We start from the raw sequence: 12,919 nt of genomic DNA on the forward strand, positions 1-12,919 counted from the left end.
ATGGCGCAACACCGGCGCCCTCACCCCTGCCCTCTCCCAGAGGGAGAGGGAGCAAGACAAATCCAAGGAGTCGACCATGAAAGCAACGACCGCCGTCCTCGCGCTTGCCGCTGCACTGTGCGCCGCCCCCGCCCTGGCGCAGGTGAGCCCGGTGGGCACCTGGCGCAGCGTCGACGACAAGACCGGCGAAAGCAAAGCCCAGATCCGCATCGACGACAAGGGCGGTGCGCTGGATGGCCGCATCGAGAAAGTCCTGCGCAAGGACGCCAAGCCGGACGCCGCCTGCGATGAATGCACCGACGACCGCAAGGGCAAGCCCATGGTCGGCCTGAACATCATCCGCGGCGGCGCCAAGGCCGAGGGCAAGGACGTCTGGGAAGGCGGAAAGATCCTCGACCCCGAGAACGGCAAGGAATACCGCGCCAGCTTCACGCCCATCGAAGGCGGCAAGAAGCTCGAAGTACGCGGCTACCTCGGCCCCTTCTGGCGTACGCAAACCTGGACTCGTGTCCAGTAACCCATTCAACAGATTCACACCATGTCCAGATTCCAAGTGAAGAAAGTCGCCGTGCTCGGCGCCGGCGTGATGGGTGCGCAGATTGCCGCGCACCTGGTCAACGTGCGCGTGCCGGTCGTGCTGTTCGACCTGCCTGCCAAGGAAGGCCCGAAGAACGGCATCGTCACCCGCGCCGTCGAGAACCTGAAGAAGCTCAAGCCCTCGCCCCTGGGCGTGGCCAAGGACGCCGAGCTGATCGAGCAGGCCAACTACGAGGACGACATCGCCAAACTGGGCGAATGCGACCTGGTCATCGAGGCCATTGCCGAGCGCATGGACTGGAAGCTCGACCTGTACAAGAAGATCGCGCCCCACGTGGCCAAGCACGCCATCCTGGCGTCCAACACCTCGGGCCTGTCGATCACCAAGCTGAGCGAGGCGCTGCCCGAGTCGCTCAAGCCTCGCTTCTGCGGTATCCACTTCTTCAACCCGCCGCGCTACATGTTCCTGGTCGAGCTGATCAACACGCCGACCACGCAGCCTGAAGTGCTGGACCAGCTCGAAGCCTTCGTCACCAGCACGCTCGGCAAGGGCGTGGTGCGCGCCAAGGACACGCCCAACTTCATCGCCAACCGCGTCGGCATCGCCGGCATGCTGGCCACGCTGAAGGAAGTCGAGAAGTTCGGCCTCACGCCTGACGTGGTGGACGACCTGACCGGCAAGAAGCTGGGCCGCGCCAGCTCGGGCACCTTCCGCACCGCCGACGTGGTGGGCCTGGACACCATGGCCCACGTGGTGAAGACGCTGCAGGACAACCTGGACGAGAAGAGCGACCCGTTCTACCCCAACTTCGCCACGCCGCCGGTGCTGGCCGCGCTCATCGAAAAGGGCAACCTGGGCCAGAAGACCAAGGCGGGCTTCTACAAGAAGGCCGGCCGCGACATCCTGCGCTTCGACCTGGCCAAGGGCGAGTACGTGCCCAGCGGTGCCAAGGCCGACGAGGTCTATGGCCGCATGCTCAAGAAACCGGCTGCCCAGCGCCTGAAGCTGCTGCGCGAAAGCGAAGGGCCGCAGGGCCAGTTTCTCTGGGCCATCCTGCGCGACAGCTTCCACTACGCCGCCGTGCACATGGCCACCATCGCCGAGAGCGCACGCGACGTGGACTTCGCCATGCGCTGGGGCTTCGGCATGCAGCAAGGCCCCTTCGAGCTGTGGCAGGAAGCCGGCTGGACGCAGGTGGCCACCTGGATCAAGGAAGACATCGACGCCGGCAAGGCGCTGTCGAGCGCGCCGCTGCCCGACTGGGTGTTCGAAGGTCCGGTCGCCCGCGCCGGTGGCGTGCACACGCCCGAAGGCTCGTGGAGCGCATCGGAAAGCCGCTTCGTGCCCCAGCGCCGCCTGCCGGTGCATGCGCGCCAGCTGTTCCCCGAGAGCGTGCGCGGTGCCAACGCACCCAAGGCCGAAGAGGCCGGCCGCACCATCAGCGACGAAGGCGACGTGCGCGTCTGGACGCTGGATGAGGAAGTGCTCATCGCCAGCATCCATTCGAAGATGAACGCCATCAGCCCCGACGTGGCCGAGGCGCTGGCCGGCGCCGTCGAGCTGGCCGAGAAGGAATTCAAGGGCCTGGTGATCTGGTCGCCGGACGACAAGTTCTCCGTGGGCGCCGACCTGCAGGCCATGCTGCCGGCCTTCGTGGTCGCCGGCATCGGCGCCGTCGAAGGCGCCGAGCAGGCACTGCAGGAAGTGATGCTGCGCATCCGCTATGCCGGCGTGCCGGTGGTCTCGGCGGTTCGTGGCATGGCGCTGGGCGGCGGCTGCGAGCTGGCCATCCATTCGTCGGCCCGCGTCGCCGCGATGGAAAGCTACATCGGCCTGGTGGAAGTGGGCGTGGGCCTCGTCCCCGGCGCCGGCGGCCTGACCTACATCGCCCGCCGCGCGGCGGAGCGCGCCGAGGCCTCGACCGGCACCGACCTGCTGCCCTTCCTCACCGAAGGCTTCACGGCGGCGGCCATGGCCAAGGTGGGCACCAGCGCGCTCGAATCGCGCCAGCTGGGTTACCTGCTGGACAGCGATGTGATCGTGCCGAACAAGGACGAGCTCCTGTACGTGGCGCTGCAGCAGGTGAAGGCCATGAGCGAAGCCGGCTGGCGCGCGCCGATGAAGCGCAAGTTCAAGGTGGCCGGCCGCTCGGGCGCCGCCACCATCAAGGGCCAGCTGGTCAACATGAAGGACGGCGGCTTCATCAGCGAGCACGACTTCCACATCGCCAGCCTGATCGCCGGCGTGGTGACCGGCGGCGACGTCGATGCCGGCACGCTGGTCACCGAGGAATACCTGATGACGCTGGAGCGCAAGGCCTTCTGCTCGCTGATCCTGCATCCCAAGACGCAGGAACGGATCATGGGCATGTTGAGCACGGGAAAACCAGTCCGGAACTGACCCGCATTTCCTCTTCCTCCTTCCCCCTCTGGGGGAAGGCCGGGATGGGGGCAAGCAGCCCATGCAAAACCAATCCACCCCCAACGCGCAGCAAAACGCCCGCGCATTGCGCCGTGACATGACCGACTCCGAGCGCAAGCTCTGGCGTGGCCTGCGCGGCGAGCAGTTGGGCGTGAAGTTTCGCAGGCAGCATCCGCTTGGCAGCTATATCGCCGATTTCGCCTGCCTCGATCCGAAGCTGATCGTCGAGCTGGACGGAACGCAGCACCAGGCAGAAGAAAGCTATGACGCGCGACGCGACGCCTTCCTGCGTTTGCAGGGGTTCGATGTGTTGCGCTTTGGATCGAACGAGCCATTCCTCAATTTCGAAGGGGTGTTGCAGGCCATCGTCAATCGGCTGGATGAATTGACGGCCGCTTGCCCCCATCCCGACCTTCCCCCAGAGGGGGAAGGAGCCCAATCCAGGAGCCATCCATGAAGCAAGTTCAAGACGCCTACATCGTCGCCGCCACCCGCACGCCCATCGGCCGTTCGCACCGCGGCTACTTCCGCAACACCCGTCCGGACGATCTCCTGGCCACCACGCTGAAGGCGGCGCTCGCCCAGGCGCCTGGCCTGGATCCGAAGGCGATCGAAGACATCATCTGCGGCTGCGCCATTCCCGAGGCGCAGCAGGGCCTGAACGTGGCGCGCATCGGCGCGGTGCTGGCCGGCCTGCCCACCAGCGTGGGTGGCATCACCGTCAACCGCTTCTGCGCATCGGGCCTGTCGGCCGTGCAGATGGCCGCCGACCGCATCCGCGTGGGCGAGGCCGAGGTGATGATCGCCGCCGGCGTGGAAAGCATGAGCATGGTGCCGATGATGGGCAACTCGCCCTCGCTGTCGCCCTCGATCTTCGAGCGCGATGGCGACGTGGGCATCGCCTACGGCATGGGCCTCACGGCCGAGAAGGTGGCGCAGCAGTGGAAAGTCAGCCGCGAGGCGCAGGACGCCTTCGCGCTGCAGTCGCACCAGCGCGCCATTGCCGCGCAGCAGGCTGGCGAGTTCAAGGACGAGATCACCCCCATCGAGGTGACCGACCGCACCGCCAACCTGGAAACGGGCGAGGCCATCGCCAAAAGCCGCATCGTCACGCTCGACGAAGGCCCGCGCCCCGACACCAGCATCGAAGGCCTGGCCAAGCTGCGCACCGTGTTCGCCGCGCGCGGCTCGGTCACGGCGGGCAACAGCTCGCAGACCTCGGACGGCGCCGGTGCGCTGATCCTGGCCAGCGAGAAGGCCGTCAAGCAGTTCGGCCTGACGCCGCTGGCGCGCTTCGTGAGCTTCGCCAGCAAGGGCGTGCCGCCGGAGATCATGGGCATCGGCCCGATCGAGGCGATTCCGGCCGCGCTGCGCTATGCCGGCCTCAAGCAGGACGACATTGACTGGTACGAGCTGAACGAAGCCTTTGCGGCGCAGTCGCTGGCCGTGATCAACACGCTGGGCCTGGATCAATCCAAGGTCAACCCGATGGGCGGCGCCATCGCCCTGGGCCACCCGCTGGGCGCCACCGGTGCGATCCGCTCGGCCACGGTGGTGCATGCGCTGCGCCGCAAGAACCTGAAGTACGGCATGGTCACCATGTGCGTGGGCATGGGGCAGGGCGCCGCCGGCATCTTCGAGCGCGTGTAATCGGTGGCTACTGCGCGGGCGATCTGCGGCGTTGCGGGGCCCGTCGGGAAATCCTCACGACCTTCAAGGTCGTTCCGGTTTCCCGCCACCCGCGCCTTGCATCTCATCCCGCTCGCTACGCCCGATACGTCGCATTGATCCAAGTGACAGGAGACAGCATGCAGACGCAAACCTTGCAGTTGGAAGATGGGGCGCGCATCGCGGTGCGCTGCTACGTGCCCCCGGGCGCACCGCCGCGCGCCAGCCTTGTCATCGGCCCTGCCATGGGCGTTCCCCAGTCCTTCTACGAGCCTTTTGCGGGCTGGCTGGCGCAGCAGGGCCACGCGGTCTGGACCTTCGACTACCGAGGCAGCGGCGACTCGCTGGAGGGCGCATCGCTGCGCGCCGTCAAGGCCGACCTGTTTGACTGGGCGCGCGACTACGAAGCGGTGATCGACGCCGCCAAGGCGGCACTGCCGGATGCGCCGCTGTACCTGCTGGGCCACAGCCTGGGTGCGCAGCTGCCGGGCTTTCTGCAAAAGCCGGAGCAGGTCGATGGCCTGGTCAGCATTGCGGCCGGCAGCGGCTACTGGCGCGAGAACGCGCCCAAGCTCAAGCGCAGCGTGCTGTACTTCTGGTTCGTGGTGGTGCCGCTGGCCACGCGCATCTGGGGCTACTTCCCGGGGCGCAGGCTGCGCATCGTCGGTGACCTGCCGCGCGGTGTGATCCTGCAGTGGCGCAAGTGGTGCCTCAACCCGCACTACAGCGTGGGCGCCGAGGGCGAGCTGGCCGCGCAAAGCTATGCGCGCGTTCGCTTTCCGCTGCTGGCCCTGTCGATGACCGACGACGAAATGATGACGCTGGCGGGCACCCGCAGCCTGGTGAGCCTCTACGCCAGTGCGCCCAGTGTGGTGGAACGCATTGCGCCGGCCGACGTGCAGGCGCGGCGCATCGGCCACTTCGGATTCTTCCGGGAGCAGTTCAGCAGCAGCCTGTGGCCCCGGCTGGTGGACCAGCTGCAGCGCCTGGCCTCCATCGCTGCAGCGCAGCAAGCCGGCGTCGCGCAGAAGACTGCCTGAGTTCCGGGCCGGACGCACACTGCGGCGCATGACGACCAGCACACATCCCTTCGACCAGGCCCTGCGCCTGTCGCACAGCGACTTGCGCGCGGGCCTGTTCAGCGGCCGCACCAGCCCGGCGTACTGGAACATGGTCGGTCCTTTCGGCGGCGCCACGGCGGCGATCGTCCTGCAGTCGGTGCTGCAGCATCCCGACCTGCTGGGCGAGCCGGTGGCCCTGACGGTGAACTTCGCCGCCGCCATCGAGGAGGGCGAATTCGAGGTGCAGGCCACGCCGGTACGCACCAACCGATCCACCCAGCACTGGACCGTGACCGTGTCGCAGAAGGGGCTGATCAACACCACCGGCACGGTGTTCACCGCCCTTCGCCGCGAGACCTGGGGCGCGGGCGACCTGCCCATGCCCGAGGTGCCGAGGCCGGCCGACGTGAAACCCATCGCCATCGGCCCGCAGGGCGTGGCCTGGCTGCAGCAGTACGAGATGCGTCCCATCAGCGGCAAGCCGCCCGCGGAATGGGACGGCAGCGGCACGCACAGCGAAAGCCGCCTGTGGCTGCGCGAGGCGCCGCCGCGTCCGCTGGACTTCACCTCGCTGGCGGCGATGAGCGACATGTTCTTCCCGCGTGTGTGGCTGCGCCGCGCCACGCGCGTGCCGGCCGGCACGGTGTCCATCACCACCTACTTCCATGCCGATGCGCGCGTGCTGGCCGAGGTGGGCACCGGCTACCTGCTGGGCCGCGCGCATGCGCAGCAGTTCTTCAACGGCTATTTCGACCAGAGCGCGCATCTGTGGAGCGAGGCCGGCCAGCTGCTGGCCACCAGCAACCAGATCGTCTACTACAAGGAATGAGGCTGGCAGCCCCAGCCCACAAGGAGCCGATGCCATGACCGCAACAGCCAAGGCCGCCCTGATCATCGGCGCCGGCGACGCCACCGGCGGCGCCATTGCGCGCCGCTTCGCCAAGGAAGGCTATGTGGCCTGCGTCACGCGCCGCAGCCTCGACAAGCTGCAGCCGTTGGTGGCGCAGATCGAGGCCGAAGGCGGCCAGGCCCGGGCCTTTGCGAGCGACGCCCGCAAGGAAGAAGAGGTGGTGGCCCTCATCGAGCAGATCGAGGCCGAGGTCGGGCCCATCGAAGTGATGGTGTTCAACATCGGCGCCAACGTGCCCGAGAGCATCCTCACCGAAACCGCCCGCAAGTACTTCAAGGTGTGGGAGATGGCCTGCTTCGGCGGATTCCTCAATGCGCGCGAGGTGGCCAGGCGCATGGTGGCGCGCCCCATGCCGGCCAACGGGCACCGCGGCACCCTCCTGTTCACCGGGGCCACGGCATCGCTGCGCGGCGGCGCCAACTTCGCGGCCTTCTCGGGGGCCAAGATGGCCCTGCGCGCACTGGCCCAGAGCATGGCCCGCGAGCTGGGGCCGCAGGGCATCCACGTGGCGCACGTGGTGGTGGACGGCGCCATCGACACCGAGTTCATCCGCAGCAATTTCCCCGAGCGCTATGCGCTCAAGGCGCAAGATGGCATCCTGAACCCCGAGCACATCGCCGATAGCTATGCCATGCTGCACCGCCAGCCGCGCGACGCCTGGACCCATGAGCTGGACCTGCGGCCGTGGTCCGAAAAGTTCTGACAAGACAAGGCAAAGAGACAAGCCATGAGCAAGACCGTCGATTTCTATTTCGACTTCGGCAGCCCCGCTTCGTACATCGCCTACGCCCGGCTGCCGGGCGTCGCTGCCGAGGCGGGCGCCGAACTGGTGTGGAAGCCGATGCTGCTGGGCGGCGTGTTCCAGGCCACCGGCAACCGCTCGCCGGTGGAAGTGCCCGCCAAGGGCCCCTACGTGCTGGAAGACCTCAAGCGTTGGGCCCAGCGCCACGGCGTCGAGTTCAACCACAACCCGCACTTCCCCATCAACACGCTGCTGCTGATGCGCGGCGCCGCCGGCCTTCAGATGCACGAGCCGGCACGCTTTCGCGACTATGTGGCGGCGATCTTTCGCGCCATCTGGGTCGACGCGCTGAACATGAACGATCCAGCCACCGTCGGTGCCGTGTTGCAGCGCGCCGGCTTCGATGCGCCGAAAATCCTGGCCTTGACCCAGCAGCAGGACGTGAAGGACCGCCTGCGCGCGCTCACCGATGAAGCGGTGGCGCGCGGCGTGTTCGGCGCGCCCACGATGTTCGTCGGCACCCAGATGTTCTGGGGCCAGGACCGCCTGGACTTCGTCAGGGAAGCCCTCGTTTCAAACCAAGAGACCACCTCATCATGAGCAGCGACATCCTCGTGCACACCGAAGCCGGTGTGAGCACCATCACCTTCAACCGCGTCGAGAAGAAGAACTCGATCAGCTCCGCCATGTATGCGGCCATGGCCGACGCCGTGGAGCAGGCCGCCGCCGACAGCGCGGTGCGCGTGCTGATGATCCAGGGCGACGCCACCATCTTCAGCGCGGGCAACGACCTGGGCGACTTTCTCAACGCGCCGCCGGCCGGGCAGGATTCGCCGGTGTTCCGCTTCATGCGCGCGCTGTCGACCTTCGCCAAGCCGGTGGTGGCGGCCGTGTGCGGCCCGGCGGTGGGCATCGGCACCACGCTGCTGTTCCATTGCGACATCGTGGTGGCTGGCGACAACGCCGCCTTCTCCATGCCTTTCGTCAACCTGGGCCTGTGCCCGGAATTCGGCTCCAGCATGCTGGTGCCGCAGATGTTCGGCTACCACCGCGCGGCCGAGGCGCTGCTGCTGGGCGAGCCCTTCATGGCCGAGGCCGCGCTCGAGGTGGGCCTGGTCAACCGCGTGGTGCCGCCCACGGAGTGCAACGCCATCGCCCAGGGCCTGGCCCGCAAGCTGGCGGCCAAGCCCATCACGGCACTGGTGGAAACCAAGCGCCTGATGCGCAAGTCGGCCGTGGCCCAGCTGCCCGAGCGCATCGCCGAAGAAGGCGCGAGCTTCTCGCGCATGCTGCGCGAGCCGGCCGCTCGCGAGGCGTTCACGGCGTTCATGGAGAAGCGCAAACCGGACTTCAGCAAGGTGTGAAGTTCGTCGCCACGCCAGTGGCGGCAGCCGTACGGCTTGCCTACAGCAGTTCCAGCGTCGAGGCTCCGCGCGATACGGCCTCGGTGGCCAGGCGCCTGTCGAGGCTGGCAAGCTTGCCGCCCTGAGCGTGGGCGAGCGCGAGCAGGTAGCTGTCGGTCACGCGTGCGTGGTTGCTCAGCAAGCTTGCGTCCAGGTAATCCGGATCGGCGATGCTGACCGTATCGGGCCAGAAGACGTGGCCCGGCAATGCGCGCAGCGCAGCCAGCGCAGGCGCCACCGCGCTGGGCGGTCCCGGCGAGTTGGGGTACTTGGGATTGCCGACGATTCGCAGCAAGCCATTTTCAGTCAGAGGGCAGGTGGCAAAGCCCTTGCGGCCCTTGCGCGCGAACCAGTTGTGGGCCAGGTCGTGGTGAACATGCGCCGGATCGATCAATGCGATCAGCATGTTCACGTCCAGCAGGAAAACGGTCATGGCAACTCGTCGCGCAGCTGGTTGACCAACTCCAGGGTGACGGGTACCCCCGCTTGCTGGGTCGGCAGCAAGGGCACGCCGTTGCGCGCCGACCTTGCCGTGCGCGCTGCCTTTTGCAGGCCCTGCCGTGCCAGCATGGAGATCACTTCGCCCAGGCTCTTGTGCTCGCGCTCGGCCAGGTGCTTGGCGGCGGACAGGATGTCGTCATCAATGGCCAATGTGGTGCGCATCAGGGACTCCAGAGGCAAGGTTGATGCTGAACATCATACATCACGCATCAGATTCAAGCCCCGCTGCGCAGGGGTGGCGCCAGCTCAGTCCTTCTCGATGGGCCGCGGCCGGCCGCTCTCGTCGATGGCGACGTAGGTGAGGGTGGCTTCGGTCACCTTGATGTATTCGCCCTGCGCCTTGAAGCGCTCGGCAAACACCTCGACCTTGACGGTGACCGAGGTGCGCCCGATGCGCACCAGCGACGAATAGAAGGAAAGAATGTCGCCCAGCCGCACCGGCTGCTTGAAGACGAATTCGTTGACCGCCACGGTGGCCTGGCGCCCCTTGGCGTAGCGCGCCGGGATCACCGAGCCGGCCAGGTCCACCTGGGCCATGACCCAGCCGCCGAAGATGTCGCCGTTGGCATTGCAGTCGGCCGGCAGGGGGATCACCTTGAGCACCAGCTCCATGTCGGCCGGCAGGCTCTTGAGGGTGGGGGTCAGCTCAGCGCGGGAAATGGTCGACATGGGCACAATCGGGAGACAAAACGATACCCACGATTGTCACTCATGCGTCGCAGCGGCGAAGTCCTTTCCTCTCCCTCCCATAGCGGCCCGGCACCGGCCGGCGCCCAGCCGGGCGAACGCTCGGACACGGCCACCCTGGCCCGGCTCTTTCCCTACCTGTGGCACTACAAGTGGCGCGTGGTGTTCGCGCTGCTGTTCATGGTGGGCGCCAAGGTGGCCAACGTGGGCGTGCCGGTGCTGCTCAAGCACCTGGTCGATGCCATGACCCTCAAGCCGGGCGATCCGCGCGCGCTGCTGGTGGTTCCGGCGGCGCTGCTGCTGGGCTACGGCCTGCTGCGCTTCTCGACCTCGCTGTTCACCGAGTTGCGCGAACTCATCTTCGCCAAGGCCACCGAAGGCGCCTCGCGCCGCATCTCGCTCGAAGTGTTCCGCCACCTGCATGCGCTGTCGCTGCGCTTCCACCTGGAGCGCCAGACCGGGGGCATGACCCGCGACATCGAGCGCGGCACGCAGGCGGTGCATTCGCTCATCTCGTATTCGCTCTACAGCATCGTGCCCACCCTCATCGAGCTGGTGCTGGTGCTGTCCATCCTGGCGGTGCGCTTCGACCCCTGGTTTGCCGTCATCACCGCCACGGCGCTGGTGTTCTACATTTTTTTCACCGTGAAGGTGACCGAATGGCGCACCCACTTCCGGCGCACCATGAACGAGCTGGGCTCGAAGGCGCAGACCCGCGCCATCGATTCGCTGCTGAACTACGAGACGGTCAAGTACTTCAACAACGAGGACTTCGAAGCCAAGCGCTACGACGAGAACCTGGAGCGCTACCGCCGCGCCGCCGTCAAGAGCCAGGCGACGCTGTCGATGCTCAACACCGGCCAGCAGCTGCTGATCGCCATCAGCCTGGTCGCCATGCTCTGGCGCGCCACGCAAGGCGTGGTGGACGGCCGCATGACGCTGGGCGACCTGGTGATGGTCAACGCCTTCATGATCCAGCTGTACATCCCGCTGAACTTCCTGGGCGTGATCTACCGCGAAATCAAGCAGAACCTGACCGACCTGGACAAGATGTTCGGCCTGCTCGAGCGCGAGCGCGAAGTGGCCGACGCGCCCGGTGCCAAGGACCTGCGGGCCCATTGTGCCGAGGATGACAGCGGCGACGCCACGGTGCGCTTCGAGGACGTGAGCTTTGCCTACGAGCCCGCGCGGCCCATCCTCAAGCATGTGAGCTTCGAGATTCCGGCCGGCAAGACGGTGGCGGTGGTGGGGCCGTCGGGCTCGGGCAAGTCGACGCTGGCGCGCCTCCTGTACCGCTTCTACGACGTGCAGCAGGGCCGCATCCTGATCGGCGGCGAGAACATCCGTGAGGTGACCCAAGGCAGCGTGCGCCAGGCGATTGGCATCGTGCCGCAGGACACGGTGCTGTTCAACGACACCGTCGAATACAACATCGCCTACGGCCGTCCTGGCGCCACGCACGACGAGGTGGTGGCGGCGGCCAAGGCGGCGCGAATCCACGACTTCATCATGGCCACGCCCAAGGGCTACGAAACTACGGTGGGCGAGCGCGGCCTGAAGCTCTCGGGCGGCGAGAAGCAGCGCGTGGCCATCGCCCGCACCCTGCTGAAGAACCCGCCGGTGCTGATCTTCGACGAGGCCACCTCGGCGCTGGACTCGGCCAACGAGCGGGCCATCCAGGCCGAGCTCAAGAGCGCCTCGCGCAACAAGACCACGCTGGTGATTGCCCATCGTCTGTCCACGGTGGTGGACGCGCACGAGATCCTCGTGCTGGAAGCCGGCGAGATTGTCGAGCGCGGCACCCATGCGCAGCTGCTGGCCAGCCAGGGCCGCTATGCGCAGATGTGGGCGCTGCAGAAGATCGAGACGCCGCAGATTCTCTGAACAAACCCCAAGACCCCCGCGAATTCATGACCGACAAGATTCCCCTGCTGATCCTCAACAGCCTTTCCGAGGCGCACCAGGCGCAGATGGCCGCCGTGTACGACATCGTCTACGCGCCCACGGCGCAGGCCCGCGCTGCCGCCGTGGCGCAGCACGGCGCGCGCTTTCGGGCCGTGCTCACCATCGGCGTGGTCGGCATCACGCCCGAGGAGGTGGCGGCCATGCCCAAACTGGAGCTTGTGTGCTGCATGGGCGCGGGATACGAGGGCCTGCCGCTGGATCTGCTCAAGTCGCGCGGCATTGCCACCGCCAACGGCGCCGGCACCAACGACGACTGCGTGGCCGACCATGCCTTCGGCCTCTTGATCGGCATCGTGCGCGGCCTGCGCACGCTCGACATGCAGTGCCGCGCCGGCGTGTGGCGCGAGGCGATCCCGCATCCGCCCAACGTGTCGGGCAAGAAGCTGGGCATCTTCGGCCTGGGCACCATCGGCCAGAAGATCGCCAAGCGCGCGGTCGGCTTCGACATGCCCGTGGGCTACCACAACCGCAAGCCGCGCGAAGGCGCGCCGCACCGGTACTTCGACAGCCTGCTGGCCCTGGCGCAGTGGAGCGACATCCTGGTGTGCGCCACGCCGGGCGGCCCGGCCACGCGCCATGCGGTGAACGCACAGGTGCTGGACGCGCTCGGCCCGCAGGGCTTTCTGGTCAACATCTCGCGCGGCAGCGTGGTCGATACCGAGGCCCTGGCCAGTGCGCTGCGCGAAGGCCGCCTGGCCGGCGCGGGGCTGGACGTGTACGAGAGCGAGCCGCATCGGCCGGAGCAGCTCGTCGGCCTCGACAACCTCTTCATCACGCCGCACATGGCCGGCTGGTCGCCCGAGGCCACGCAGGCCAGCGTGGACCGCTTCATGGCCAACGCCGAAGGCCACTTCGCCGGCCGAGGCGTCGTCTCGCCGGTCTGAGCGCAGCGCCGACCGGCCGGCGAACTTCCGGCGCCCGGCGCCTCGAACCTTCCTGCCACCGGCCGGCCGTCCAACCTAGGGTTCACACCAGTCCGCCGGATTTCGTCCACTCATATAGTTGAAACATTCAACTATTGAA

At 67.3% G+C, this 12,919-nt stretch carries 14 protein-coding genes; 11 read left to right on the forward strand and 3 right to left on the reverse strand.

The genetic code is table 11. From position 1 onward, the window contains the following. Positions 1-76 precede the first annotated feature (76 nt). The 9 genes from VSO01S_RS15065 (at position 77) to VSO01S_RS15105 (ending at position 8,704) form a co-directional block, all read left to right on the forward strand. A complete protein-coding gene (locus tag VSO01S_RS15065) occupies positions 77-517 on the forward strand; it encodes a DUF2147 domain-containing protein (protein ID WP_068643637.1) in 441 nt (146 codons plus the stop codon). Between the two features lie 21 nt (positions 518-538). Further along, complete coding sequence (locus VSO01S_RS15070) at positions 539-2,938, forward strand: 3-hydroxyacyl-CoA dehydrogenase/enoyl-CoA hydratase family protein (protein WP_068643638.1); 2,400 nt, start codon at positions 539-541, stop codon at positions 2,936-2,938. Between the two features lie 61 nt (positions 2,939-2,999). Then, positions 3,000-3,416, forward strand: coding sequence for an endonuclease domain-containing protein (locus VSO01S_RS15075; protein ID WP_068643639.1), 417 nt, complete (start codon positions 3,000-3,002; stop codon positions 3,414-3,416). Next, positions 3,413-4,609, forward strand: a complete 1,197-nt coding sequence (locus tag VSO01S_RS15080; protein WP_068643640.1) for an acetyl-CoA C-acyltransferase — start codon at positions 3,413-3,415, stop codon at positions 4,607-4,609. Before VSO01S_RS15075 ends, VSO01S_RS15080 begins: the two co-directional genes overlap by 4 nt. A gap of 158 nt (positions 4,610-4,767) precedes the next feature. Then, positions 4,768-5,667, forward strand: a complete 900-nt coding sequence (locus VSO01S_RS15085) for an alpha/beta hydrolase family protein (RefSeq protein ID WP_068643641.1) — start codon at positions 4,768-4,770, stop codon at positions 5,665-5,667. 28 nt (positions 5,668-5,695) lie between these two features. Beyond that, a complete protein-coding gene (locus VSO01S_RS15090; protein ID WP_068643642.1) occupies positions 5,696-6,517 on the forward strand; it encodes an acyl-CoA thioesterase in 822 nt (273 codons plus the stop codon). 34 nt (positions 6,518-6,551) lie between these two features. Further along, on the forward strand, positions 6,552-7,301 hold the full coding sequence (locus VSO01S_RS15095; RefSeq protein ID WP_068643643.1) for an SDR family oxidoreductase: 750 nt from the start codon (positions 6,552-6,554) through the stop codon (positions 7,299-7,301). Between the two features lie 24 nt (positions 7,302-7,325). Continuing rightward, positions 7,326-7,940: a 2-hydroxychromene-2-carboxylate isomerase gene (locus tag VSO01S_RS15100; protein WP_068643644.1), complete on the forward strand. Its 615-nt coding sequence runs from the start codon at positions 7,326-7,328 to the stop codon at positions 7,938-7,940. After that, positions 7,937-8,704, forward strand: coding sequence for an enoyl-CoA hydratase (locus tag VSO01S_RS15105; protein WP_068643645.1), 768 nt, complete (start codon positions 7,937-7,939; stop codon positions 8,702-8,704). Before VSO01S_RS15100 ends, VSO01S_RS15105 begins: the two co-directional genes overlap by 4 nt. Before the next feature lie 40 nt (positions 8,705-8,744). Here VSO01S_RS15105 and VSO01S_RS15110 read toward each other — a convergent pair whose 3' ends face one another. From VSO01S_RS15110 to VSO01S_RS15120, 3 genes are all read right to left on the reverse strand, one after another. Continuing rightward, the gene (locus VSO01S_RS15110) at positions 8,745-9,176 is read right to left on the reverse strand and encodes a TA system VapC family ribonuclease toxin (RefSeq protein WP_068643646.1); all 432 of its coding nucleotides are present in this window, start codon (positions 9,174-9,176) and stop codon (positions 8,745-8,747) included. Further along, a complete protein-coding gene (locus VSO01S_RS15115; RefSeq protein ID WP_068643647.1) occupies positions 9,173-9,406 on the reverse strand; it encodes a CopG family transcriptional regulator in 234 nt (77 codons plus the stop codon). The genes VSO01S_RS15110 and VSO01S_RS15115 overlap by 4 nt, the downstream gene beginning before the upstream one ends. Before the next feature lie 84 nt (positions 9,407-9,490). Beyond that, complete coding sequence (locus VSO01S_RS15120) at positions 9,491-9,913, reverse strand: acyl-CoA thioesterase (RefSeq protein ID WP_068643666.1); 423 nt, start codon at positions 9,911-9,913, stop codon at positions 9,491-9,493. 42 nt (positions 9,914-9,955) lie between these two features. Here VSO01S_RS15120 and VSO01S_RS15125 point away from each other — a divergent pair, with 42 nt between their 5' ends. After that, positions 9,956-11,815: an ABCB family ABC transporter ATP-binding protein/permease gene (locus VSO01S_RS15125; RefSeq protein WP_068643648.1), complete on the forward strand. Its 1,860-nt coding sequence runs from the start codon at positions 9,956-9,958 to the stop codon at positions 11,813-11,815. 26 nt (positions 11,816-11,841) lie between these two features. Then, positions 11,842-12,780: a 2-hydroxyacid dehydrogenase gene (locus tag VSO01S_RS15130; RefSeq protein ID WP_068643649.1), complete on the forward strand. Its 939-nt coding sequence runs from the start codon at positions 11,842-11,844 to the stop codon at positions 12,778-12,780. Positions 12,781-12,919: the final 139 nt, after the last annotated feature.

Origin of the sequence: Variovorax soli NBRC 106424 (assembly GCF_001591385.1) — a bacterium.
GTDB lineage: Bacteria > Pseudomonadota > Gammaproteobacteria > Burkholderiales > Burkholderiaceae_C > Variovorax > Variovorax soli.

Coding starts and splice junctions, on each gene's coding strand:
- VSO01S_RS15075 (WP_068643639.1), top strand. CDS start 3,000: ATGCAAAACCAATCCACCCCCAACGCGCAGCAAAACGCCCGCGCATTG.
- VSO01S_RS15070 (WP_068643638.1), top strand. CDS start 539: ATGTCCAGATTCCAAGTGAAGAAAGTCGCCGTGCTCGGCGCCGGCGTG.
- VSO01S_RS15095 (WP_068643643.1), top strand. CDS start 6,552: ATGACCGCAACAGCCAAGGCCGCCCTGATCATCGGCGCCGGCGACGCC.
- VSO01S_RS15080 (WP_068643640.1), top strand. CDS start 3,413: ATGAAGCAAGTTCAAGACGCCTACATCGTCGCCGCCACCCGCACGCCC.
- VSO01S_RS15120 (WP_068643666.1), bottom strand. CDS start 9,913: ATGTCGACCATTTCCCGCGCTGAGCTGACCCCCACCCTCAAGAGCCTG.
- VSO01S_RS15125 (WP_068643648.1), top strand. CDS start 9,956: ATGCGTCGCAGCGGCGAAGTCCTTTCCTCTCCCTCCCATAGCGGCCCG.
- VSO01S_RS15085 (WP_068643641.1), top strand. CDS start 4,768: ATGCAGACGCAAACCTTGCAGTTGGAAGATGGGGCGCGCATCGCGGTG.
- VSO01S_RS15130 (WP_068643649.1), top strand. CDS start 11,842: ATGACCGACAAGATTCCCCTGCTGATCCTCAACAGCCTTTCCGAGGCG.
- VSO01S_RS15115 (WP_068643647.1), bottom strand. CDS start 9,406: ATGCGCACCACATTGGCCATTGATGACGACATCCTGTCCGCCGCCAAG.
- VSO01S_RS15090 (WP_068643642.1), top strand. CDS start 5,696: ATGACGACCAGCACACATCCCTTCGACCAGGCCCTGCGCCTGTCGCAC.
- VSO01S_RS15065 (WP_068643637.1), top strand. CDS start 77: ATGAAAGCAACGACCGCCGTCCTCGCGCTTGCCGCTGCACTGTGCGCC.
- VSO01S_RS15100 (WP_068643644.1), top strand. CDS start 7,326: ATGAGCAAGACCGTCGATTTCTATTTCGACTTCGGCAGCCCCGCTTCG.
- VSO01S_RS15110 (WP_068643646.1), bottom strand. CDS start 9,176: ATGACCGTTTTCCTGCTGGACGTGAACATGCTGATCGCATTGATCGAT.
- VSO01S_RS15105 (WP_068643645.1), top strand. CDS start 7,937: ATGAGCAGCGACATCCTCGTGCACACCGAAGCCGGTGTGAGCACCATC.